19 protein-coding genes are annotated in these 23,868 nt (G+C 71.3%); 3 read left to right on the plus strand and 16 right to left on the minus strand.

Features of this window, described 5'->3' with window-relative positions; genetic code table 11:
- The 13 genes from eccCa to C1703_RS13085 all read right to left on the minus strand — a co-directional run bounded on the left by eccCa (position 1) and on the right by C1703_RS13085 (position 16,294).
- On the minus strand, positions 1-3,975 hold the full coding sequence (gene eccCa / locus C1703_RS13020) for a type VII secretion protein EccCa (RefSeq protein ID WP_114252489.1): 3,975 nt from the start codon (positions 3,973-3,975) through the stop codon (positions 1-3).
- 51 nt (positions 3,976-4,026) lie between these two features.
- Positions 4,027-5,610 (minus strand): MinD/ParA family protein, encoded by a 1,584-nt coding sequence (locus C1703_RS13025; protein ID WP_232840467.1) that lies wholly within the window; start codon positions 5,608-5,610, stop codon positions 4,027-4,029.
- 55 nt (positions 5,611-5,665) lie between these two features.
- Positions 5,666-7,003 carry a type VII secretion integral membrane protein EccD gene (eccD, locus tag C1703_RS13030; protein WP_114252493.1) on the minus strand — a complete coding sequence of 446 codons (1,338 nt, stop codon included), beginning with the start codon at positions 7,001-7,003 and terminating at the stop codon, positions 5,666-5,668.
- Positions 7,004-7,097: 94 nt separating this feature from the next.
- The gene (locus C1703_RS13035; protein ID WP_114252495.1) at positions 7,098-7,409 is read right to left on the minus strand and encodes a hypothetical protein; all 312 of its coding nucleotides are present in this window, start codon (positions 7,407-7,409) and stop codon (positions 7,098-7,100) included.
- Between the two features lie 30 nt (positions 7,410-7,439).
- Entirely contained in the window at positions 7,440-7,904 is a 465-nt protein-coding gene (locus C1703_RS13040) for an HD domain-containing protein (protein WP_114252497.1), read from the minus strand.
- An 84-nt stretch (positions 7,905-7,988) separates the two neighbouring features.
- On the minus strand, positions 7,989-9,296 hold the full coding sequence (locus tag C1703_RS13045; RefSeq protein WP_114252500.1) for a DUF6508 domain-containing protein: 1,308 nt from the start codon (positions 9,294-9,296) through the stop codon (positions 7,989-7,991).
- A 34-nt stretch (positions 9,297-9,330) separates the two neighbouring features.
- Positions 9,331-10,164: a hypothetical protein gene (locus C1703_RS39655; RefSeq protein WP_232840468.1), complete on the minus strand. Its 834-nt coding sequence runs from the start codon at positions 10,162-10,164 to the stop codon at positions 9,331-9,333.
- Positions 10,165-10,394: 230 nt separating this feature from the next.
- Positions 10,395-10,796: a hypothetical protein gene (locus tag C1703_RS13055; RefSeq protein ID WP_198678155.1), complete on the minus strand. Its 402-nt coding sequence runs from the start codon at positions 10,794-10,796 to the stop codon at positions 10,395-10,397.
- A 41-nt stretch (positions 10,797-10,837) separates the two neighbouring features.
- Positions 10,838-13,753 (minus strand): ADP-ribosyltransferase, encoded by a 2,916-nt coding sequence (locus C1703_RS39260; RefSeq protein ID WP_232840469.1) that lies wholly within the window; start codon positions 13,751-13,753, stop codon positions 10,838-10,840.
- Positions 13,750-14,097 (minus strand): DUF6507 family protein, encoded by a 348-nt coding sequence (locus C1703_RS13070; RefSeq protein ID WP_114252504.1) that lies wholly within the window; start codon positions 14,095-14,097, stop codon positions 13,750-13,752. Before C1703_RS13070 ends, C1703_RS39260 begins: the two co-directional genes overlap by 4 nt.
- A 99-nt stretch (positions 14,098-14,196) precedes the next feature.
- Complete coding sequence (locus tag C1703_RS13075) at positions 14,197-14,511, minus strand: pore-forming ESAT-6 family protein (RefSeq protein WP_031114159.1); 315 nt, start codon at positions 14,509-14,511, stop codon at positions 14,197-14,199.
- A gap of 108 nt (positions 14,512-14,619) precedes the next feature.
- Entirely contained in the window at positions 14,620-14,946 is a 327-nt protein-coding gene (locus tag C1703_RS13080) for a hypothetical protein (RefSeq protein ID WP_010046599.1), read from the minus strand.
- A gap of 169 nt (positions 14,947-15,115) precedes the next feature.
- Positions 15,116-16,294, minus strand: a complete 1,179-nt coding sequence (locus C1703_RS13085) for a PP2C family protein-serine/threonine phosphatase (protein ID WP_114252506.1) — start codon at positions 16,292-16,294, stop codon at positions 15,116-15,118.
- Between the two features lie 162 nt (positions 16,295-16,456).
- Here C1703_RS13085 and C1703_RS13090 point away from each other — a divergent pair, with 162 nt between their 5' ends.
- Positions 16,457-17,707 (plus strand): GNAT family N-acetyltransferase, encoded by a 1,251-nt coding sequence (locus tag C1703_RS13090; protein ID WP_114252508.1) that lies wholly within the window; start codon positions 16,457-16,459, stop codon positions 17,705-17,707.
- A gap of 76 nt (positions 17,708-17,783) precedes the next feature.
- Here the strand turns inward: C1703_RS13090 and C1703_RS13095 are convergent, their stop codons facing one another.
- Positions 17,784-18,593: a DNA-formamidopyrimidine glycosylase family protein gene (locus C1703_RS13095; protein ID WP_114252510.1), complete on the minus strand. Its 810-nt coding sequence runs from the start codon at positions 18,591-18,593 to the stop codon at positions 17,784-17,786.
- 138 nt (positions 18,594-18,731) lie between these two features.
- On the minus strand, positions 18,732-19,217 hold the full coding sequence (locus tag C1703_RS13100; RefSeq protein WP_114252512.1) for a ribose-5-phosphate isomerase: 486 nt from the start codon (positions 19,215-19,217) through the stop codon (positions 18,732-18,734).
- A gap of 278 nt (positions 19,218-19,495) precedes the next feature.
- Between C1703_RS13100 and C1703_RS13105 the strand changes: the two genes are divergently transcribed.
- Positions 19,496-20,980, plus strand: a complete 1,485-nt coding sequence (locus C1703_RS13105) for an amino acid permease (protein WP_114252515.1) — start codon at positions 19,496-19,498, stop codon at positions 20,978-20,980.
- A gap of 97 nt (positions 20,981-21,077) precedes the next feature.
- Here the strand turns inward: C1703_RS13105 and C1703_RS13110 are convergent, their stop codons facing one another.
- Positions 21,078-22,934 carry a serine/threonine-protein kinase gene (locus tag C1703_RS13110; RefSeq protein WP_114252518.1) on the minus strand — a complete coding sequence of 619 codons (1,857 nt, stop codon included), beginning with the start codon at positions 22,932-22,934 and terminating at the stop codon, positions 21,078-21,080.
- Between the two features lie 192 nt (positions 22,935-23,126).
- Here C1703_RS13110 and C1703_RS13115 point away from each other — a divergent pair, with 192 nt between their 5' ends.
- The gene (locus tag C1703_RS13115; protein ID WP_114252520.1) at positions 23,127-23,849 is read left to right on the plus strand and encodes an LPXTG cell wall anchor domain-containing protein; all 723 of its coding nucleotides are present in this window, start codon (positions 23,127-23,129) and stop codon (positions 23,847-23,849) included.
- Positions 23,850-23,868 lie beyond the last annotated feature (19 nt).

Here is a 23,868-nt window from a genome sequence, read left to right on the forward strand (position 1 = left end):
TTACCTCGTCCCCTCGTAGACGGTCTGGATGAGCCGGCTCGGTTCGCCCCTGCGGACCAGCACGCCCCGGCCGGGCGGCTGCGGACCGGCGTACACGCCGGGGAAGAGCTGCCCCTCGCTGCGGTCGCCCGACATCACCAGCGCCGAGGCGCCGGACTCGCGCAGGCTCTGCAGCAGCGGCTCGTACAGGCCCCGGGAGGCGCCCGCGACGCGGCGGGTGAGGACGAAGTGCAGTCCGATGTCGACGGCCGAGGGGATGTACGGCACGAAGGGCGCGAGCGGCTGCTGACCCGCCGTGGTGAGGACGTCGTAGTCGTCGACGAGGATCACGATCCGCGGGCCGGAGAAGCTGCCCGGCTCCAGGTCGGCGCCGTCGGCGCTCTCGTCGGGCAGCCGCTTCTCCAGTTCGGAGGCGATGCCGGCGGCGAGGCCCGCGCACAGCTTGGTGTTGTAGGCGTAGCCGCCCCGGTACTCCTCCGGGATGACGCCGCGCAGGCCCCGGCGCGGGTCGAAGACGCCGAAGACGAGTTCCTTGTCGCCGTAGCGCTCGATCAGGCCGCGGGCGATCACCTTGAGCAGGTTGGTCTTGCCGCACTCGCTGTCGCCCATGATCAGCAGGTGCTGGTCGTGGTGGAACAGGTCGAGCGGGACGGGGGCCAGCCGCGTCTGGTCCAGGCCGACCGGGACGCGGCGCGGTTCGGTGGCCGGGCCGGGCAGCTGGTGCGCCTCCAGCACGTGCGGCAGCACGCGCACCGGCTGGGCGACCTCGCCGGTCCAGGTGGCGCGGATCTGCCGGGCGGTGGTCTCCAGGACCGTGCCGAGGTCGGCGGTGTCGGCGAGGCCGTCGGTGCGGGGCAGGGCGACCTGGGCGAAGAGCTTGCGGTCGGTGAGGACGCGGCCCTTCTCCTCGGGCGAGAGGGTCTCGCCGAGCTTGCGGTCGATGCTGGACTCGCTCGGGTCGTTCAGCCGCAGTTCGACGCGGGTGCCGAACTGGGACTGGGTGGCGATGCGCACGTCGTTCCAGCGCAGCATGCCGGCGACGACGTGGATGCCGTAGCCGCTGCCCCGCTTGAGGATGTCGACGACCGGGTCGTCCAGGTCCTCGAAGTCGTCGCGCAGCGCGCCGAAGCCGTCGATGAGCAGCACGATCTCGGTGCTGGCCAGCTCGGGCACCCGGCCCGCGGCGCGCAGGGTGCGCAGTTGCTCCAGCGAGTCGATGCCGTGCACCCGGAACAGTTCCTCGCGCTGGTCGAGCATGGCGCGCACCGAGTCGATGGTGCGGGCCGCGCGCTCCCGGTCGGCCCGGCCGGCGATGCCACCGACGTGCGGCAGCCCCGACAGGGCCTGCAGGCCGCCGCCGACCAGGTCGAGGCCGTAGACGCCCACTTCCTGCGGGGTGTGGGTCAGGGCCAGGGACAGGGCGAGGGTGCGCAGCAGGGTGGTCTTGCCGGACTGGGGGCCGCCGATGATCGCGGCGTGGCCGCCGGCGAGCGTCAGGTCCAGGTACCACTGGCCCTGCCACTGCTTCGTCGGGTCGTCGATCGTGCCCAGCGGCACCTGGAGCGGGCCGCGGCGCCCCGCGAGCTGCATGCCGCGCGGACCCACCTGCACGGGTCCGGCGACCTTGTCGAGCGGGACGGCGGCGGGCAGCGGGGGCAGCCAGATCTGGCGCACCGCGCGGGCACCGGACCGCTCCAGCTGGTCGATCATCACGCCCATCTCGGTGGGGCCGGTCTCCCGGCGCCGCATCTGCGGCTCCTCGGGCCCGTCGGAGTCGCCCTGGCCGAGGGTGTTGTAGGCCTGGTACTCCAGGGCGAGCGGCCCGGTGTCCTCCTCCTCGTGCTGGACGGGGCCGCGGTAGGCGCCGGAGACGTAACTGGCCTTGAACCGCTCGTAGTGGCTGGTGTCGACCTTGAGGTAGCCGAAGCCGGGCAGCGGGGGCAGGTGGAAGGCGTCGGTGGTGTCCAGGACCGTGCGGGACTCGTCCGGGGAGAAGGTGCGCAGGCCCAGCCGGTACGACAGGTACGTCTCCAGGCCCTTGAGCTTGCCGGCCTCGATGCGCTGGCTGGACAGCAGCAGGTGCACGCCGATGGACCGGCCGATGCGGCCGATGGACAGGAACAGGTCGATGAAGTCCGGCTTGGCGGTGAGGAGTTCGCCGAACTCGTCGATGACGACGAACAGGTGCGGCAGCGGCTCCAGGTCGGGGCGCTTCTCGGCGCGCAGCGCGGCGTAGTGGCCGATGTCGGCGACGTTGCCCGCGTCCTTGAGCACCTGCTGGCGGCGCTTGACCTCGCCGGCGAGGGAGGCGTGGACGCGCTCGACGAGGCCGGCCTGGTTCTCCAGGTTGGTGATGACACCGGCGACGTGCGGCAGGTGCGCGAACGGGGCGAAGGTGGCGCCGCCCTTGTAGTCGACGAGGACCATGGCCAGGTCCTCCGGCGGATGCGTGGCGACCAGGGCGAGGACGAGGGTGCGCAGCAGCTCCGACTTGCCGGAGCCGGTGGCGCCGACGCACAGGCCGTGCGGGCCCATGCCCAGCTCGGAGGACTCCTTCAGGTCGAGGAGGACGGGCTCCTTGGCGTCGCTGACACCGATCGGCACGCGCAGGAAGGCGCGTTCGCCGCGCGGCGCCCACAGCCGGTGGAGGTCGAGTTCGGCCACGTCGTCGATGCCGAGCAGCTGGGCGAAGTCGACCGGGCCGGTGAGCGGGGCGTCGACCATCGACTCCGCGGACAGCCGCAGCGGGGCGAGCATCCGGGCGAGGCCCTCGGCGAAGGGGACGCCGATCTCGTCCACGGTGCCGTGGGCGCTGATCGGCTCCTTCTCGCGCAGGTCCTCGATGACGACGCGCTCACCGTCGACGGTGATGCGCACGCCCACGCTGCCGGGCTCCTGCACGCGCTGGTCGAGCAGGTGCAGCACGGTGACGCTCATGTCGCGCAGGCCCACGGCGTCGTCGGGGCGCGGCAGGTCCACCGCGTCGGCGCCGTGCGCGTCGGCGAGGACGAGCAGCCGGGAGGTCATGGCGAGGGCGTCCTTGCCGGACAGGCCGCGGCGGACCTCGGCGGCGTAGGAGGCGCGGCGGCGCAGCTCGCCGCCGATCTGCCGGGCCAGCTGGGGCAGGGAGGGCGCGATGCGGCGGGCGGCGACGGGGCCGTCGAACTGCTCGGTGTCGAGCAGGTGGGGCAGCCACTTGGCCCACTCCCAGTCGGCGATCCGGTCGCCGGGCACGGCCAGCGCCATGGCCACGTCGTCGGGGGCGTGGGTGGCGGCGGCCTGCGCGATCAGGGCGCGGGCGACGCGGAGGGTGTCCTCGCGGTTGCCGATGACGGTGATGTTGCCGACGCGGTCGAGCGGGACGGTGAGCGGGAGTTCGGTGCCGTTGGCGAAGCGCGCGACCAGGGCGGAGGCCTCGTTCAGCATGAACTCGTCGGGCGGGGTGAGCACGGAGGATCCCGGCGGGGCCACCTTCAGGTCGCGCACCGGCATCTCGCCGGTGCCGACGCGGACCCGCAGGAAGTCGGCGTCGAGCCGGCGCCGCTCCCACAGCCGGGCGGGGTCGCGCACGATGTCGTACAGCGCGTCCGGCGGCGGGTTGAGCACCTGGGTGCTCTCACGCCGCTCCCGCTCCTCCTTCGACAGCTCCTCCCGCAGGTCCTCCAGATAGGAGAGGTAGGCCTCGCGCTGGGTGCGGCGGGTGCGCTGGGCCTTGCCGCGCTGGGTGAAGAGCATGACGAGCGAGCCGATGACGGTGACGAGGAGGATGATCGCGCCCAGCCCCGCGAACTGGCTGTTGCGCACGACCGTCATCATCACGACGGAGGACATCACGCCCGCGACGGGCAGCAGCGAGGTCGCGATCGAGCCCGTCTTGCCGTCGGGCAGGTTGGGCGGCGCCTCGATGGTGCGCGGTTCGGGGGCGGCCGGGGGCCTGGTGGTCCGGGCCGGCCGGTGGATCAGTCGGGTGCTCATCGTGGTTGACCTGTCCTGTCGGTCCTGGGTTCCCTTCGTGTGCGGGAGGGGTCAGCGGCGCTTGTGGGAGAGCTGGAAGGCCTCCGCCGCCAGGCGGGTGGCGGCCTCCCTGGTGTCCCGCGCGAGGAGTTCGGTGCGGATCGTGCCGCCGGCCGCCAGATGCCGGTCGTAGGGCAGGACCCGCACGCTCGCCCCCGTCGCCTTCAGCTGCTCGGCCGCCTTCTCCAGGTCGATGCCGGTGTGCGGCACGGTCTCGGTGAGCACGACGACGGTGGAGGTGGTGATGTCCCGGGGCAGGGCGCGCATCCACTCCAGGACCGCGTGCGTGCTGGCGATGCCCTCCAGCGTCGCGGGGACCGTGAGGATCCGGGCCTGGGCGGCGGACAGGGCGGTGCGGGCGACCTCGGCGGGCAGCGTCTCGCAGTCGGCGACGGTCACGCCGAAGTAGCGGCGCATCGCCACCATGATCCGCTCGTAGCCCTTGGTGTCGAGCATGGCCCCGACCTGCCCCTGGCTGCCCGGCAGCAGCCAGGCGTTCTCGGGCAGTTGGACGAGGTAGCCGGTGATGTCGAGGAGCGTCATCTGCGGTTCGACGACGTCGGCGAGATCGCCGGTGGTCCAGCGCAGGCTCTCCGCGCCGAGCCGCAGCGGCAGCGAGCCGAGCGCCGGGTCGGCCTCGACGGCCAGGACCGGGTCCTGGCGGTAGTGGGCGTAGGTGGCGGTCAGCAGCGCGGCGACCGTGGTCTTGCCCGAGCCGCCGCGGATCGAGGTCACCGCTATCTGGCGGCCGGTGGTGACCGGCTGCTGGAGGATTTCGGCGGTCGCGGTGGTCTCCGCCACCTCGCGGGCCGCGGAGGAGGAGACGGTACGGCGTACGGCCCTCAGGGCGCGCGCGGCGAACGGCTCGCCCCGCCGGGGTCCCTTGCCCGCGCCGACGAGCTTCTGGTCGACGACCGGGCGGCTGTCGGGGGTGGCGCGGGAGGCGCGGGCGCGGGGCGCGGGGGACGGTTGCGCGTACTGCTGGGGCTGGGGCTGTTCCTGCGGGGCGGCCTGCTGCTCGGCATAGGCCTGTTGCTCGGCGTAGGCCTGCTGTTCGGCGTAGGCCTGCTGCTCGGCGTACGCCTGTTGCGCGGCGTAGGCCTGCCGCTGGGCGTGCTGGTGCTGCTGCTGTTCGGTGTACGCCTGCCGCTGCTGCTCGGCGTAGGCCTGCTGCCGGGCGTAGGCCTGCTGTTCGGCATAGGCCTGCTGGGCGTAGGCCGGGTCGGCGTACTGCTGCTGCCCCTGCGCGGCGTAGGCCTGCCGTTGCGCGGCGGCGTACTGCTCGGCGTAGGCCTGCTGTTGCGCGTGCTGCTGCTCGGCGGTCGTCGGCTGCTGGTACTGCTGCGGGTAGCCGTAGGCCGGGGCCGGCCCCTGTGCCTGCCCCTGACCCTGGGCGGCGTGCGCCTGCTGCGCCTCCGGCCCCTGCCCCTGTTGCGGGGCCGACTGCTGAGCCGCCGACGGCTGTGCCGCCGCCTGCTGCCGGTCCCGCTGCTGGGACGTCTGCTGCGGCTGCTGGGGCGTGCCGCCCCGCAGATCCCGCAGCACGTCGTTCTGCCAGTTGTCCCCGCTCGGCATGTCGCCCTTCTCTCCTGCCACGTCCCGCCGTGTCGTTCACCGGGAGCGACAGGGTGGGCGTCTGGTCTTCGAAGCCTCAGAACTTGTTGAGCAGCTGCCCGTAGATGCCGAACGCCCCGATGGCGAGCGGGAAGAGCCCGATCACGCCGAGGGACTCGATCAGGTCGGCGAACCTGCGCAGCCGCACCCGGATGTGGTCGGGCGGCTCGATGCCCAGGACCAGCAGCGGCAGCAGTGCCGCGGCCCCCAGCAGTACCAGCGCGCCGGCTCCCCCGGCGTGGTCCAGCCACAGCACCGCGAGGCGCACGACGAGCAGCGCGGCCGCCGCGAACAGCGCCACGACCTCGGCGACCAGGGGGAAGGCGCGGGCCCGGGAGAGCAGGACGACGGCCACGAGCGAGGCGAGGCCCACCGTCCAGACGGTCGGCTCCTTCGCGGTGGTCAGCATCCAGCCGCCGAGGGCGGCGGACGCCGCGGTGACGATGGTGGCGAGGGCGAGCCCGCGGTGGGTGGCGGCGAGGGCGTTGGCGACCTGGTGGCGGCTCACGGACGTCCCCGTGGAGCGCTTGTCGTCCAGGGCGGTGAGTCCCGAGGCCATCAGCGCGAACCGGGGCAGCAGCCCGAGCAGGATGATGGAGAACACGGCCATCACGGCGCCGATCCGGTCCGCCCGGTCCTGGAGGAGGGCGACGACCTCCCACACCAGGGCTACCACGACGATCGCCCCGGCCCCGATCAGCCCGCCCTTGCCGAGCGGCGAGCAGTAGGCCAGCAGCACGAGCGTGACCACCAGCGCGGCGGCGATACCGGCCAGCCGGGCCGTCCCGCCCCAGTCGTAGGCGTCGGCCGCGGTCCAGGCGGTCAGCAGGCCGAGCCCGCCGGCGGCGAGCAGCAGCGCGGTGGCCAGGCCCTGGTTGCCCTGGCCGATCCGGGCGATGGCCGCGCCGGCGATCAGGAACAGGGCGGTGACGACCGCGAGCCCGGTGGTGACGGACTCCAGGGAGAACTCGTGCCGGGCCAGGACGGCCGCGGCCACGGCGAACACCACGGTGGCCACGCCGGCGCTGACGCGGCGGGCGGCCGGGCGCCAGCGCCAGGTCCGCAGGTCGAGGTCGTCCGCGACCTGGTCGGTGACGTCGTGCACGACCGGCGCGGGCGGCGCGGCGTGCGCCCGGACGAGGCGGAGCACGGCGCCGTCGGGCACCTCGGCCGACGCCAGCGTCGCGTCATGGGGAAGCGCCGATCCGTCGGAGGTGATCAGCTGCCTAGTGGTCGGCCGGGTGGCGGCCCGGTCGTCCAGCAACTGGAGTATGTCCGGAAGCAATTGGCCGATCGGCGTGTCCGACGGCAGGACCAGGTCGGCTCGTCGTCGCTCGCCGATCAGGGTGACCCGGCTCAGCTGGGTCCGAGACATCGTTGCTGCGCTCACCACTCACCGGAACCTATCATCGCGTCTTTTCGGCCACGGCCGCGCTCGGATTCGCTCGCGCCGGCCGCGCACGCCCCGTTCACTGTTTCTCCGCACCCTTGCCACCGGCGCCGCTCGCGGAGGCGCTCGGCGTCGGGTTGTACAGCTGCTCCTGCTGCTGTTGCTGCTTCTTCTCCTCGGCCTTCTGCTTCGCCAGCGTGGCCTGGAGGAAGGACCAGCCGACGCAGCCGGCGCACAGCACGGCGGCGATCGCGATGCCCGCGAACATCTTGCCGAACCGCTCGTCCGCCGTCCGTCGCGCGCGCTGCGTGCCGAACAGCAGCGCGTCGCGCATCCGGCGCCGGCGCACCGCCACCGACTCCAGCAGCTGGCTGTCGTAGTCCCGTGCCATTCAGTCGTCCTGTGCCTTGTTGATGCGTGGTCAGTCGTCCGGGGCCAGGCCCAGGCGCTTCCGCATGACGGCGTACTTCCTGGTGAGCCGCCGGGCGGTGTGCTCGTCGAGTGCGGCGAGGCGGTGGGGGTCGGCGTTGTGCGCGAGGTCGGCCGCCTTGACCAGCCGGGCGCCGGGGGTGTCCAGGATCCGGCGGGCGTACGCCTCCGGTTCCTCGTCCGGCCGCTTGGTCATGGCCCGTACGACGTCCTTGGTGTGCTGCGTGAGGGCGGCCGCGTCGAGCCACTCCTCGCTGAGGACGCCGTCCTCCAGCGCGTCGTGCAGCCAGGCGGCGGCCACCAGTTCGTCGCTCCCGCCCCGGGCGCGCACGCCTGCGGCGACGGCCGACAGATGCTCGGCGTACGGCCGCCCGGCCTTGTCCGTCTGCCCGGCGTGCGCGGTGCGGGCGACGGCCTCGACCTCGGCGAGACTCATCTCCTGCGGCCCTTGCGGCATGCGATCCCCCCTAGCTTCGCTTCCGCAACATAAGACACGAACGCGCCACGCGCACAACCGGGGTGCGGCTGTCCGCACGCGTCTTCACACACCGCCCGACAGCCCTGTCACGATCATGAAGAGCACCCACAGGACGGGGATGAGCGCGATGTACGCCCGGGGCCGTCGCCGCACGGGTACGCCCGGGTCGTAGCGCGGACCGAGCGTGCCCGGCCCCGGCGCGGGGAGCCGCTTCACCTTGCGGACGGCCAGGACGTTGCGGACCAGCGTCAACGGCGCGAAGAGGAAGAGGGACAGGGGGCTCCACCAGCCCCAGGCGAGCGTGTGGGTGGTCAGCGCGCGGTACACGGCCAGCCCGCAGGTCATGCACATCGGACCGTCCGTCTTCCGGAATCCCATGACGACGAGGAGGCCACGGTGCGCGCGGAACGCGACGTCCGCGGCGGGAGAACCTCCGCAGAACCTGCACATGGGGAGGGACGGGTCCGGGGGTTCCGGGAGGTCGGCATGCGGGAGGCGAGGGACGGGTCCGCGCTCGGACTGTGCGCTGCCGGCCGGTGCGCCGACCGGGGAAGGGGGCTGTGCGGTCGGCTGGGGGACCGGCTGTGTGACGGACTGCGCGTCCGGCTGCTTGGCGCGCTGCACGTCCGGCTCAGCGGCGTGCCGCGCGGCGTGCTGCGCGGCGCGAGGGTCGGTGTACCAGGCGCGGAGGGAGTCGGCGACGGCGTCCAGGAGGCCGGTCTTGAGGGCGTTGTCGATGGTGCCGTCGCAGAACTTCTCCCCGCGCACCACGGCGGTGGCGGCCCGTACGGCGTCGGCGGGCCGCAGCGCGCCCTCCGGGGGCAGCGTGGGCATGGGGTTGTCCATCCACCGGTGCTCGGGCGTGACGGCACCGACGCGCTGGAGGGCGTCGACGGCCCGGAACACGCCCTCGCTGTACTTCGGGAACGGCACGTGGACGGCACCGCTCGGCGACTTCTGTCCACCGCCCCACTCCACGTCCCGGTCGTCGTCCGTGAGCGCGTCGAAGGCGTCGGCGAGTTCCCGCCACGCCTCGGCGTCGTCGCGGTCGAGCTGGGCGAGGAGGCGCTGGTCGTCGGCCGGAGTGACGATACGGGCGAGTTCCTCGACGGCGTCGGCACCGGTGGTCTCGGTGACGGGGCCGACGCCGGGTTCATGACTGAGCAGGTGGAGCACGCCCAGGGGCGTGAGCCCACGCTCGCGAGCCTCCCGCACCCGGCCGTACCACTGCGTTCCCGCGTCGTAGGCACTGCTGCTGCTCGCCCGCCGGTTGACCCACTCGACGTCATCGGCGTCCGCGGCTGCCCAGGCGTATCCGATCACCTCGCCGTCGGGGGCGGTGACGGAGATGTAGTGGACGGGGTTGGTCATGCTGTTGTCTCGTGACTTCTCATTCGGAGGCGGGTCAGCCGACTGTCGGTTGGTCACCTGCGGCGAGGGCCTTGACGGTGGCGGCGTTCGGGGCGACGGCGAGGGAGCCGGGCAGTACCCGTCCCCGGTTTCCCTCCGGGGCGGACAGCATCTCCGAGAGAGCCACCGAAGGGGACAGGCCCCGTTCCTTGGCTTCCTGCAGCCTGGCGTGCCAGTGACCGCCGTCGGCGAGAGCCCGGGCGCCGGCGGCTTGGCTGGGTGCCCATGCAGCGGCGTCGTCCTCGTCACCGGCCCACACGTAACCGAGCACTGCACCGCTCACCTTGTCGACCACGGTGACATACCGCACCGGCTTGTCGGTGTGACTCCGGTAGCGCGGCGGACCCGACACGAAATTGAAGTGCATGTCCTCGGCGAAGCGCGGGTTGATCGGGCGTTCACTGCTCATGAGTCCACGTTTCTCCGTGCTCTCTGCCGCCAGTTCCTTGAGTGCCTGCAGATTCGGAGCGTGCCTGACGGATTCGGGAACGATGTGGCTGGGGTCCTCTGGACCGTAGGCGCGCGTCATCTTCGCTAGCGCGGCTGAGGGAGTGAGGCCCTGTTCCTTGGCTTCGTGGAACTCGGTGGCCCACAGGGCACCCATATTGAAGGCCTCGTCGCCGCCCGCCCGGCGATACTGCCATCCGGCCGCATCGTCCTCGTCGTTCGCCCACACATACCCGAGGACCACACCGCTCCGGTCCACCACAGGCGCGTACTGCACCGGCTTGTCGGTGGTGCCGGCATAGCGTGGCGGGCTGTCGACTTCTTCCCATCGCAGTGGTTCGGTGATCCGCGGCGGCACATGCAGTGGGTCGAGTTCAGTCACCGGAGGCCTGCTCCTTGAGAGCGGCAAGCGTAGGCGCTTCGCAGAGGGATCCCGGCACCGCGTGACTCTGCCGACCGTCGTTCGCGCACACGTAGCCGATGACAGTGCCTGTGCTGTCGGTGACGCTCAAGTGCACGACAGGCCCTTCGGTGGTGATGCCGTAAGTCACCGGGCCTGCGACCTGCCTGAATCCCAGATCTTCCGCGAAGCGCGAGTTGATCGGCCCTCCTCTACTCACCCTGCGCCAAGGCCTCGACGGCAGCGGCGTTCGGAGCGTCAGTGAGGGAGCCCGGGAGACCACGGCCCTTACCGGCGGGCTCCGGGTCGGCCAGCAACTCAGCGAGTGCCTGGGACGGACGCAGCCCCCGCTCTTTGGCACTGCGCAGCCGGCGGATCCAGAAGCCACCCTCATTCACCGCACGAGGGCCGCCGGCCTGCCGCGGTTCCCATGCGGCGGCGTCGTCCTCGTCACCGGCCCACACGTAACCGAGGACTGCACCGTTCTCCTTGTCGACCACAGTGAAATACCGCACCGGCTTGTCGGTGTGATTGCGGTAGCGCGGCGGACCCGACACCAGATTGAGGTGCATGTCCTCGGCGAAGCGCGGGTTGACCGGACGTTCACTGCTCATCGTGTCCACTTTTCTCTCGCTCGGGGTGATCGGTCACGAGGCTACGGCTTGGGCCTCGGAAGAATCTCCCCGTATACGTGCCACTTGCCCATTGCGTCCTGGAAGACGCGCGTCACCTTGTACTCGGAGCCCTTGGCAAGGAGCAGCTCGCGTTCCCCCGGATGCTTGGAGAGGTGATCGATCCAGAGGGCGGGGGTGCCCTTTGGCACTCGCCAGTGCATCCACACAGGCAGGGAGTCGAACGGGGGCGGCGGTGTCTTTCCGAGTGCCGTGGAGGTGAACGCCTTGTCGTCGAACACGCCGCCCTCCATCTCAAGCGGTGACTTCAGCGGCTGGCCGTCGATCCTGATGTGGTCGACCCCTGTGCCGCGCACGACCATGACGTCCTCGGGGACAGGACGAGCGCCCATGACATTGTCCATCTCGTCGATGACGTGCTTGAGCGAGTCGTCCAGTTCGTTCCCGAAGCGCAAATGATTGTTGATCTGCGTGTACTCGTTGCCACTGTACGTCCGCAGCGCCTCCCACGACTCGGGGGGCAGGTCGTCCAAGAACTTGTTCCAGTAGGCATTGCCGTACGCCAGCCCCGCCTCGTTACTGACGCTGGGCGCGGGGTTCGTACCGCGAGCGAGTTCGGCCGTGGCCACCGCGTGCTTCTCAGCGTCGGTGGCCAGGTTGCCGAAGTCGTCCGCCGACATGTGCGGCTTGTATTCGAACGGCTGATCGGTACCGCTGCCCGGCACATCCGCGCCCTGATGTCCCGGAACGTCGGTGCCGTGGTGCACAGCGGCATCCGCGGCACCCCCGATGCCGGCGTGGTCACCGGCATACGCCGCGTCGTCCGCGTGTCCGGCGCCGTGCGCCGCGTCGTCCCCGTGCCCCGCGCCGTGCGAGGCGTCGTCGGCGTGACCGGCGCCGGGGACGTCGTGGCCCGGGCCGTGGCCGCCTGTGCCGGGGACGTCGTGGCCGCCCGGGTGGGGCGTGGTCGGGACGTCGTTCGCCGGGCTTGCGGCCTGGTGGTACCACGGCGTCGAGGGGCCGGGGTGAGCACCGCTGCCGGGGACGTCGGGGCCGCCCGGGTGGGGCGTGGTCGGGACGTCGTTCGCCGGGCTTGCGGCCTGGTGGTACCACGGCGTCGAGGGGCCGGGGTGAGCACCGCTGCCGGGGACGTCGGGGCCGCCCGTGTGCGGGGCCGGCGGCACGTCGTGCGCCGGGTTGGCGCCCGTCGTCTGGCTGTACCACGGGGTCCCGGCACCGGGGTGGCCGCCCGTGTGCGGTGCGGTGGTCGGAGTCGTGTCGTACGACGAGGGCGGAGGCGCCTGGTCGTACGCCGACGGGGCCGGTGCGTGATCGTACGTGCCCGGCGACGGCGCGTGACCGTACGGGGACGCGGACGGAGCGTGGCCGTACGGTGCGCCACCGGTCGGGGTGTGGCCGTACGGCGAGCCGGTCGTCGGCGTGTGGTCGTACGGTGCGCCGCCCGTCGGGGTGTGGTCGTACGCCGACGGAGCGGGTGTCGGGTCGAAGGCGCCGCCCGGGGTGTGGATCGGGGCCGTCGGGGGCGTGGTGTAGTGCCCCGGGGTGGCCGCGTTGTCCACCGTGTGCGCGGTTCCGTCGACGCTCTGGGCCATTCCCGCGTACGACGGTGTCGGGGCGCCCTGCGTCGTCCAGTGGGCCGGAAGCGTCGGGGTGGTGCCGTGGGGAACCGTCGGGGTCGTGCCCTGGGGAACCGGTGTCGTGTCGATCGTGCCGTTGGGCGAGACGAGGTTGCCGTTCGGGGCCAGCTGGTGGCCGTCGGGGAGGTGGACCGAGCCGTCGGGGAGCGTGGGGATGTCGATGTTGCCGACGCCCTTCAGGCCCTTGGTGATGTCGCCGATCTTCGACAGACCGGCGCCCGCACCCTTGGCGATGTAGGTCATCGGGTCGATCACCCGGCCCGCCTTGCCCGCCACCGACAACGCCTTCGCCACCGCGCCCGCCTTGCCCGCACCCGAGGCCGCAGCCCCGGCGCCGCCGGTGAAGACCGTGGTCAGGACGTTGAAGGTGACCGCACCCGCGGCGCGGGCGGGGTTCTTGCCCCACTGGTCCCACGCCACCAGCGCCTTGCCGGTCTCCTTCATCGCGGTGCGCGAGTCACGCAGCCAGGACGGCATGTCCTTGTCCGACGCCGTCCAGAACCACGCCTGCGCCCCGGGGATCGCCGTGATGGCCAGGCCGGTCGCGAGCTGGGCCAGGCCCTTCCACGCCTGGCCCATCGCCTCCCAGCCACCGAAGCCGACCAGGGTGCCCAGACCCTTGATCGTGCCCCAGATACCGTCGACGATCAGCCCGTCCCACACGAACGACTTCACCCAGTGGCCGACCTCGTACCACTTGTGCTTCTCCTCCACCGGGTCACCCCAGGGGAGCTTGGCGTTCTTCATGTCCTCGGCGTTGAAGCCGTACTGGTTCTTCTTGTCCGAACCATCGCCGGCCACCATCTGCGTCCCGCCCCACAACGCGGTGATCTTGTTGTGGCAGGTCCGCTCCGCCGCCCAGAACGCCGCGACCGTCGCGGTGATGTCATCACGCAGCTTGTTGTGCTCGTCGACCTTGTCCTCGTCGTACTCCCACTCGTCATCGTCCTTGACCGACGAGACGAAAGCCGCCGCGTCCGCTTTGAGCTGCTTCAGCTTCGCCACCAGCGGACGGATTTCGGTGGCATACGACGACAGCGCGCCCGAGACCTTCTCCAGGTCGTCGGCGAAGGCGTCCGCCTTCTCCTTCACCGGCTTCGTCGTCGCGAACAACTGCTCCGCCTCCGGAGCGTGGTAGAACGCCGACAAGCCCTGGAAACGGGAGTGGATGTCACCGCCCGCCTCCCGGACGTGACCCGCGTCCTTCTTCAGGTCCGCGTAGTCCGTCTCCAGCTGCTCCAGATTCCCGGTGAACTGGGGGATCTTCTCCGGCTGGATCACCGCTTACCGACTCCCGGCAGATCCACCACAGGCGCCTGCAGCGTCTTGCGCTGCGCCTCGGCCGCCATCTCCTCGTCCCCGTTCAGATACGCCGTGGTGGCATCCACCGCGCCCTGCAACGACTTGCCCGCCCGCGCCGCGACGAACTTCAGATCCTTCGTCGCGTGCTCCGCGAACTGCGACAACGCCAAAGCGACCAGGCCGCCCTGCGCCTTCTCGCCGCCCTCACCGCCACCCTCGGCCGAGACGGTGCCCGCGCTGGACGCCGCCGACGTCAGATGCTCACCGAACGCCTTCGCGTACTTCTCCAGCTTCGACGCCGCATCACCCGTCGTCTTCAGCACATGCGAAATACCCTGCGGCTTCAAATCCCAGCCGGGCACCGAAAACCCCCGTCACGCACAATCAACGAACAACCTGACAGAACAACACCAGCGGCAGACTCAGCCGATGTTGTCGACCGCCGCCTTCGCGCGCTGAATCGTCGACTGCGCCGTGCCGTCGTTCTTCTCCAGCGTCGTCTTCAGCAGATGAATGATGTTCTTCACCTCTTGCGAGGCGTTGTTCCACCGCTGTTCCTTGCCGTGGTACTCATCCGCCACACCATCCGCCGTGAAGTCGGCCATCGCCGCCTTCACCTGCTTGTCACGCTCGGTGATCAGCGACTCCAGACGGCCGATCACCCCCTGGATGTTCGACTGCGCATCCGCCGACGCACCCGTGTCATACGACCGGCGATCCGAACCCGCACCCGCCATCACACACCACTCCCCGAGAAACCCAAAGAAACCAGAAACCAGAAAACCGGAACCGGAAATCGAACCGGCAGCAACCGAACGCCGGCAGCGCTCAAACGCCGGCCGTGCTCAGCGGAAACGCGCGGCGTCGAAATTCGCCGCCGACATCTGCTGACGCGCGTTGTCACCCTGCTCCTGGTCACCCGAGGAGAACGCCGAGTCCATCCCGGACTGACCGCCCAGGATCGCCGACAGCGACGAGTTCAGATCCGAGGCGATACGGTCCGCCCGCGCCTTGAACTGGTCGAACATCACACGACCCGAACCGTTGAACTTGCCCTCCAGCGGCTGCGCCGCCGCCACCAACTGCCGGACCAGACCACCCAGATCATCCGTCGAACCACGCGTGTCACGCTGCAACGTCGACAGCGTCTGAGCCCCCATGTCGAACTTCATGGCTAACTCGCCTCCCCCGTATGGGCCATCGCGGCGACCACCTCCGGCCGCCCTCAAGTCTCGTCAATAATCTCTATCAACACGACAGTTGCCTGTGCAATCGGGGTCCGGTTCAGTCACAGAAGCACCACACAATCATGACCGAACCATGGGTCGGGCGGTCCGTACGTCAGCGGGCGGAGGCGGCCGTCGGGCCCTCTCGGCAGATCAGCAGCAGGGCCCGGTCGTCGTTGACGTCCTTGGCCACGGCCTCGATGAGGTGCCAGGCGGCGCCGTGGAAGCCGCCGGCGACGTAGCGGTCGGCCTCGCCGGTGAGGCGGTCGATGCCCTCGACGATGTCGCGGTCGGCGGTCTCCACCAGGCCGTCGGTGAACAGCATCAGCACGTCACCCGGCCGCAAGGAGCCCTTCACCGGGTCGAACTGGGCGCCGTCGTACACGCCGAGGAGCGGGCCCTCGGCCGCCTTCTCCTCCCAGCGGCCGGTGCCGGCGCTGAGCTGGAGGCCCGGCGGGTGGCCGGCGGAGTAGAGCTCGTAGTCGCCGGAGTCCAGGTCGAGGACCAGGTGGATGGAGGTGGCGAAGCCCTCGTCCCAGTCCTGGCGCAGCAGGTAGCCGTTGGCGGCGGGGAGGAAGGCGTGCGGCGGGAGGGAGCCCAGCAGACCGCCGAACGCGCCGGACAGGAGCAGGGCGCGGGAGCCCGCGTCCATGCCCTTGCCGGAGACGTCCGTGAGGACGACCTCGAGCGTGCGGCCGCCGTTGGTGCGGGCCGCCACCACGAAGTCGCCCGAGAAGGACTGGCCGCCCGCCGGGCGCAGGGCCATCTCCCGGTGCCAGCCGTCCGGGAGGCCGGGCAGCTTGCTCTGCACCCGGATGCGTTCGCGCAGGTCGAACAGCATGGTGCCGCCGCGCCGCCAGGGGACGCCGACCCGGCTGCGGAACTGGGCCAGCAGCAGTCCGAAGAAACCGCAGGCGGCGACCACCAGCACCACGCCGGGGGTGACCCGGGAGGGTCCCTCCGTGTAGGGGCCGAGCCGCACCGACTCCACGATCAGCGCCGTGGCCGACGCCGCGTACAGGCCGAGCAGGCTCGCCGGGCGCAGCAGCAGGCCGCCCACGACGACCGGCATGACCAGCGCGGCCGGGGAGAACCACACCGGGTTCACGAGCGTCGCCGTGGCGATCAGCGGGACGGTCAAAAGCAGGCCGGCCAGGGCGATCCAGTCCGAGCCGTCGCCGCGGAAGTAGTCCACGGCGGCCCGGCGCACGCCGACGCGGGCCCGGTGCCACTGCTTCTTCAACCGGGCCGTGAACGTCTCGGCTTCCGCGCGCCGCTCTCGTCCTGATGCCATTAGTTCGGGACCCTATCCATCGGACCAGCCCCTTGGCACGGGAGGTCCCACTTGTCCCCCGTCCGAGGGCCGACTTCACAGTGAACTTCACAGCGCGCCGTCCCGCCGCCGCCCGGGGGAAATTCCCTCGCTCGTCCCGCGGGGCGCTGGTAGGCATGACCCATGGCGACTGACGCGACCGGCCCTTCGGCCGGCCTCCGGACACTGGCGCGGGACGATTGGGACAAGTGGTACGACACCCTGCTCCGGGGCTTCGGCGGGGTGCCGGAGGCCGCCGAGGAACGGGAGTTGTGGAACTCACTGACCGAGTTCGACCGTTCACTCGGTGTCTGGGACGGGGACGAGTGCGTGGGGACGGCGGGGGCGTTCAGCTTCCGGGTCACCGTGCCCGGCGGCGCGTCGGTGCCGGCCGCGGGCGTCACGATGGTGAGCGTGGCCGCCACGCACCGGCGGCGCGGGATCCTGACGTCGATGATGCGGCGGCAGCTGGACGACGTCCGGGCCCTGGGTGAGCCGCTGGCCGTACTGACGGCGTCGGAGCCGGCGATCTACGGCCGGTTCGGGTACGGCGCCGCGACGTTCCAGCTGAACGCCGAGATCGACACGAGCCGGGTGCGGCTGTCGGTGCCGCCCGGCACCGACGACGTACGCGTGCGGTACGCGGTGCCCGCCGCTGTCCTCGACGCGTGCGAGGCGGTGTGCGCCCGGCTGGTTCCGGAGCGCCCCGGGATGCTGGCCCGGCTGCCCGGCTGGGAGCGGCTCGGGCTGCTCGACCCGGAAGAGGCGCGGGAGGGGGCGTCGCCGCTGCAGTGCGTCGTCGCCGAGCGGGACGGGGAGACGGTCGGGTACGCGCGGTACCGCGTCAAGCCGAGCTGGGAGACGCCCGGGCCCAACGGCTCGGTGATCCTGCGGGACTCGGCCGCGTTGGATCCCGCGGCGGACGCGGCGCTCTGGCGGTTCCTGTTCGACATCGACCTGACGTCGACGCTGGTGGTGCGGGGGCGGCCGGTGGACGACGCGTGGCAGTACCTGGTCTCCGACCCGCGGCGGTGCCGGCCTTGGGTGCGGGACTCGCTGTACGTCCGGCCGGTGGACGTGGGGGCCGCGCTGGAGGCGCGGACGTACCAGACGCCGGTGGATGTGGTGTTCGAGGTGGAGGACGCGTTCTGCCCCTGGAACGCCGGGCGTTGGCGGCTCAGCGGGGACGCGAAGGGGGCGTCCTGCGAGCGGACGTCGGACGCGGCGGATCTCGCCTTGTCGGTACGGGAGTTGGGGGCGGCGTACCTCGGGGGCGTGTCGCTGGCCGCGCTGGCGGCGGCGGGGCGGGTGCGGGAGCTGCGGCGCGGGGCGCTGGCGGAGGCCTCGACGGCCTTCGGCAGCGTTGTGGCGCCGTGGCTGCAGCACGGTTTCTGACGCCGGGAGCGGCTCGGGGCGCTCGGCGTCAGGGCGCTCGGCATCGGCGCGCTCGGGGCCCGGGCGTGCGGTGCGGTCAGTCGCGCTGGCAGGTCGGGCACCAGAAGAGGTTGCGGGCGGCGAGGTCGGCGGTGCGGATCTCGCCGCCGCAGATGTGGCAGGGCTGATCGGCCCTGCGGTAGACGTACACCTCGCCGCCGTGGTCGTCCACGCGGGGCGGGCGGCCCATCGCCTCCGGGGTGTGTTCCGGACGGACGGTGTCGATGCGGTTGTTGCGGACGCCCTCGCGCATGAGCTCGACCAGGTCGGTCCAGATCGCCTGCCACTCGGCGTGGGTGATGTCCCTGCCGGGGCGGTACGGGTCGATGCGGTGCCGGAAGAGGACCTCCGCGCGGTAGACGTTTCCGACGCCGGCGATGACCTTCTGGTCCATGAGGAGGGCGGCGATCGTCGTACGGCTGCGGGAGACGCGGCGGTACGCGGTGTCCGGGTCGGCATCGTCGCGGAGCGGGTCGGGGCCGAGGCGGTCGTGTATCGCCTGCTTCTCCGGGGGTGTGATGAGGGCGCAGGTGGTGGGGCCGCGGAGGTCGACGTACGCGGTGTCGTTCGCGAGGCGCAGGCGGACGGTGTCGGTGGGTGGGGGCGCGGGGGCCGGGCCGAAGGTGACCTTGCCGAAGAGGCCGAGGTGGATGTGGATCCAGTCGGTCGCGCGGAAGCCGAGGAAGAGGTGTTTGCCGTGGGCTTCCGTGTGGGTGAGTTCCGCGCCGGTGAGGAGGGTGGCGGCGGGGGTGAACGTGCCCTGGGGGCTGCTGGCCCGGGGGGCCGTGCCGAGGAAGGCCGTGGCGTAGTCCTGGGCCAGGCGGTGGATGGTGTGGCCTTCCGGCACGGCTCTCGGCTCTCCCTTCGGTCTCAGGGCGCACCTGGGCGTCGGTGCGCACCTGGGTGCCAGGGCGCACCTGGGTGCCCGGCGCAGGGGGTGGCGGCGTCGGGCTGAGGCGCCCGCAGGGGGCGGGCCCCGGTGCGGTTACTGCTGCGGGTGGTGGGGCGGGATCGGGGGGAGGTCGCCCGTCGTTTCGTACGCGGCGAGCATGTCGATCCGGCGGATGTGACGCTCGTCACCGGAGAACGGGGTGTTGAGGAACGTCTCGACGAACTTCGTCGCCTCGTCCTGCGTGTGCATGCGCGCACCCACGGCGACGACGTTGGCGTTGTTGTGCTGTCGGCCGAGCGCCGCCGTCTCCTCGCTCCAGGCGAGGGCCGCGCGGACGCCCTTGACCTTGTTCGCCGCGATCTGCTCGCCGTTGCCGGAGCCGCCGATGACGATGCCGAGGGCGTCGGGGTCCGCGGCCGTCCGCTCCGCGGCGCGGAGGCAGAAGGGCGGGTAGTCGTCCTGGGCGTCGTAGAGGTGGGGGCCGCAGTCGACGGGCTCGTGGCCCGCCTCCTTCAGCCACTCGACGAGGTGGTTCTTCAGTTCGTAGCCGGCATGGTCCGAGCCGAGGTACACGCGCATGGGATGAGTGTGACACGGGTGTTTCGGGGAAGGCGCGCGGGGTGGCGCTCATGAAAACGTGAGGCGAATGTGAGCCGCATTACGGAAGCTCAGGAAAACCTCAAGTAACAATCTGGATTCAAAGGTTCTCCTAAACGTTCGCCTCCGATTCACTGGACCGGCTCGTACACCGCTCGTACGGGCCCCCGTACACCGTCATGCCGCGACACACCCCGTTCGTACGGCGCGTGCGGTTCCGTACGGAAGTACCACTCCCCGGCGCAAAGGAAATCCGTTCCATGACCTCGCAGCCGACGATGAAGACCACCGGAAACGATCGCGAAGGTCCCGGCGAACCAGGGGCGCACGGCTCCGGGCTGCAGGCCGGGCTCAAGAACCGGCATCTGTCCATGATCGCCATCGGCGGTGTCATCGGGGCGGGCCTGTTCGTCGGGTCCAGCTCCGGTATCGCCACCGCCGGACCCGGCATCCTCCTCTCCTACGCCCTCGTCGGCACGCTCGTGGTGCTGGTGATGCGGATGCTCGGTGAGATGTCGGCCGCCAACCCGACCTCCGGGTCGTTCTCCGCGCACGCCGACCGGGCGCTCGGGCCCTGGGCGGGTTTCTCCATCGGCTGGCTGTACTGGTTCTTCTGGGTCGTCGTGCTGGCGGTCGAGGCGACCGCCGGAGCCGTGATCCTGGAGGGGTGGATACCCGCCGTGCCCCAGTGGGGCTGGGCGCTCATCGTGATGGTGGTGCTGACCGCCACCAACCTGGTCTCCGTCGGCTCCTACGGCGAGTTCGAGTTCTGGTTCGCCGGGATCAAGGTCGTCGCCATCGCCGCGTTCATCGTCATCGGCGGGCTCGCCGTCTTCGGGCTGCTGCCGGGCGTGGACAGTGACCAGGCCGGGCTGGGCAACCTCACCGAGCACGGCGGCTTCCTGCCCCACGGGGCCGGGGCGATCCTCACCGGTGTGCTGCTCGTCGTCTTCTCCTTCATGGGCAGCGAGATCGCGACCCTCGCGGCCGGCGAGTCGGAGAACCCGCGGCAGGCCGTCACCAAGGCCACCAACAGCATCATCTGGCGCGTCGCCGTCTTCTACCTCGGCTCGATCTTCGTCGTGGTGGCCCTGCTGCCGTGGGACAGCAAGTCCATCACCAAGGACGGCTCCTACGTCGCGGCGCTCGACTCCCTCGGCATCCCGCACGCCGGGCAGATCATGAACTTCATCGTGCTGACCTCGGTGCTGTCCTGTCTCAACTCCGGTCTCTACACCGCCTCCCGCATGGCCTTCTCGCTCGGCCAGCGCGGGGACGCGCCGAAGTCCTTCGCCCGCACGACCTCCAACGGCGTGCCGCGCACGGCCATCCTCGCGTCCGTCGCGTTCGGCTTCCTCGCCGTGTTCTTCAACTACAAGTTCCCGGACTCCGTCTTCCTGTTCCTGGTGAACTCCAGTGGCGCGGTCGCCCTGTTCGTGTGGCTGGTGATCTGCTTCTCCCAGCTGCGCATGCGGAAGATCATCAAGGCCGAGGCGCCGGAGAAGCTCGTCGTGAAGATGTGGCTGTACCCGTACCTGACCTGGGCGACGGCCGCGCTGATCGTGTTCATCCTCGGCTACATGCTCACCGACACCGAGCACGACGGACGCACCACCATCTCGCTGTCGCTGCTCGTCGCGGCGGTGGTGCTCGTCATCGCCTTCGTGAAGGAGAAGGTGCGTGGGGGGCGGCGGGCCGATGCCGCCGACGCCGCCCCGGCCCGGGACGAGGTCTCGGCCGGCTGAGCCCCTTCAGGCACTCGCCGTTCCCCTGGAACCGGTGGGCCTGCGGCGCGCGTGCTGCTTCGTGCACGCATGCGCGCCGCAGGCCCTTTTCGTTGCCCTACAGCACCGTGAAGCTGTCCTTGACCTTGTCGTACGTGCGCAGGGCCTCCGCTTCGATGCCGGCGTCGTACCAGGTGTTGACCTGGTACGACGTGCCCTTCACGTTGAAGCCGAGCAGCCGGGCGTGCCAGTGGACACCCTCCAGCGTGAACGTGTACTCCCAGACCACCGCCGGGTGGCCCCGGAACGTCGTCTCCTCCAGGCGGACCTTGCGGTAGTCCTGGCCCTGGTGGGCGTTGCGCTCCGAGGTCTGCCAGGTCTCCAGCAGGTCGCCGCGGGCGAGGGAGGACTTGCCGACCAGTTCCTGCGTGCCGTCCGGGGAGGTGTAGTGCACCTCCGCGCCCGTCTTCACGTCCCGCCGCCAGCCGTCGGGCGTCGCCCAGGCGAATCCACCGGCCTCCCGGTGGGTCCCGGGCGGCAGGGTCCGCGGTCTGCTCGTGCCCTCGACGGTGGGTGAGGGGGTGGGGTGGGTGGGAGTCGTGGTGGCGGACGGGGACGCGGACGTCGAGGAGCCCGCGCGGGTGTCGTCGCCGCCGCCCGGCGAGCCGGATGACGTCGCCAGCAGGATCCCCACGACGGCACCGACGGTCGCGACGATGGCCGCGGTGGCGCCGAGCAGGGCACGACGAGGGCCGGTGCGGGAGCGGGGGGTGGCGGGGACAGCGGGGCCGGGCGGTTCGCCTCTCGGCGTTGGGGCGGGCTCCGGTGTGGGGGCCGGGGCGGGGGCCGATGTCGGCGCGGATGTCACTGCCGCGTTCGGGGTGGGCGTCGGTGTCGGTGCGGGTTGCGGGCCGCGCCCGGTCGTCGCCTGTGCGCGCGTGAGGGAAACGGGGCTGGGGCTCGGGGGTGATGCCCCTCGCAACCGACCCCCGGCATCGCACTCGGCCTCGGCGACGACGACCCGCACCTCGGCATCCCGATCGCGCCGCGCATCCGCATCCCGCCCGGGCTCGGCCACTCCCGCCCCGGGCCCCTCCCCCGCCACCACCCGCACCGTAGGCGTCGGTACGGGGTACGCGACCGGCTCCAGGGCCGTTTCCAGGTCGTCGAGGCTCGGGCGGGTCGACGGGTCCTTCTGCAAAAGGGACGTCAGGGTGGCGCGCAGCGGGCCGGCGGTGGCGGGGAGTTCGGGGTCCTCGTAGAGGACCGCGTGCAGGGTCGCCAGTGTGGTGGCGCGGGAGAAGGGGGAGCGGCCGCCCAGGGCCGCGCAGAGCGTCGCGCCGAGGGACCAGATGTCGGACGGCGGGCCCTGCGGGCGGCCGGAGACGCGTTCGGGGGCCATGTAGTCGGGCGAGCCGACCAGCATCCCGACCATCGTCAGCGCCTTGGCGTCCTGGATCGCGGCGATCCCGAAGTCCGTGAGGACGACCCGCCGTCCCCCGCCGAAGCCGCCGCCGTCGCCCCGTCCGGGTCCGGCCGGCCCGCGTGCGTCCTCCACGAGGACGTTCCCCGGCTTGATGTCCCGGTGCAGGACACCCCGCGCGTGCACCTGCCGCAGCGCCGCGACCAGCCCGAGCCCGATCCGGGCCGTCTCGCAGGGGCCGAGGGGCCCTTGCTCCGCGAGGATCCTCTCCAGGGAGCGGCCCGCCACCAACTCCATGACGATCCACAGCCGTTCGCCCTCGTCGACCACGTCGTAGATCCGTACGACGTTGGGGTGGTCGATCCGGGCCGTGGCCCGGGCCTCGCGCAGGGTGCGTTCGCGGCGCGTCCTGCTGTCCTCCGCGTCATGGCCGTCGATCCGCATTTCCTTGACGGCGACCTGCCGGTCCAGTATTTCGTCGGCGGCTCGCCACACCCGCCCCATTCCCCCCTGACCGATACTCTCGACCAAGCGATAGCGCCCCGTCACCAATATCCCTGGAACACCGCCGCCGTTCGCATTCCCCGGCAATTCGCTGCACCCCCTCCACGACGCCGCGACCGCCTCCAGTGAAACACAACGGTCACACTTCGCGCCGCACCAGGATAGTGCGGCGAAATCTTGTGGTACCTCTTTCAGTGCTGCGAATTCAGGTGCAGCCAGGGGGACGCAAGGGGGGCGAACATGAGTTCTCGTCGCACGACGGGGGTCGCGGGATCGCTGGTCGTGGCATCTTTCTCGGCGGTGCTGCTGTCCGGCACCGCCGCCGCGGAAGACGAAGGCCCGGCAAGCAGCAAGGGCGGAAAGGCCGTTGACGAGGCACCGGCGGGAGTGGAGCTGACCACGCTGCTGCCGGAGAAGATCTCGGTCGACAACGGCAGTGAAAAGACGGCGATTACCGCCACGGTGAAGAACGGGGGAAGCAAGGACAGCGGGAAGATCAGGCTTTGGGTCGTCGGTTTCGACGGGCTCACGGTCAAGAAGGTGCAGGGCTGTTCGCCGATACCCGAGAACAGTCTTCCGGAGGGTTCGAACAGCGGTTTCACCTGTCCGATCGACAATCTCGCGGCCGGTGAGTCGAAGTCGTACGCCGTGGACGCTACGTACGACCTGGGCAAGACCGGGAAGATCTGTCTGCCGGTCCAGACGGGCGACGGCGAGAAGACGTTCTGGCAGCAGGGCCCGGTGCCGTTCGGCACGACGAACCCGTCGCCGGACGCCCCAGCCACCCCCCTGCTGCTCGGTACGGACAACAAGCCGGTGTCCCCGGGCCGCAAGGAACTGCCGAAGACCGGTCCGGCACGCGATGTGCTGCCGCTGGGCGCGGCCGGGGCGTCGCTGCTCGCGGCGGGCGCGGTGGGACTGTGGTGGTCGCAGCGGCGGCGGCCGGCACCGCGGGAGGGCTGACCGCGCGAGAGGCCCGCCG

It is taken from the genome of Streptomyces sp. Go-475 (assembly GCF_003330845.1).
Taxonomy (GTDB): Bacteria; Actinomycetota; Actinomycetes; order Streptomycetales; family Streptomycetaceae; genus Streptomyces.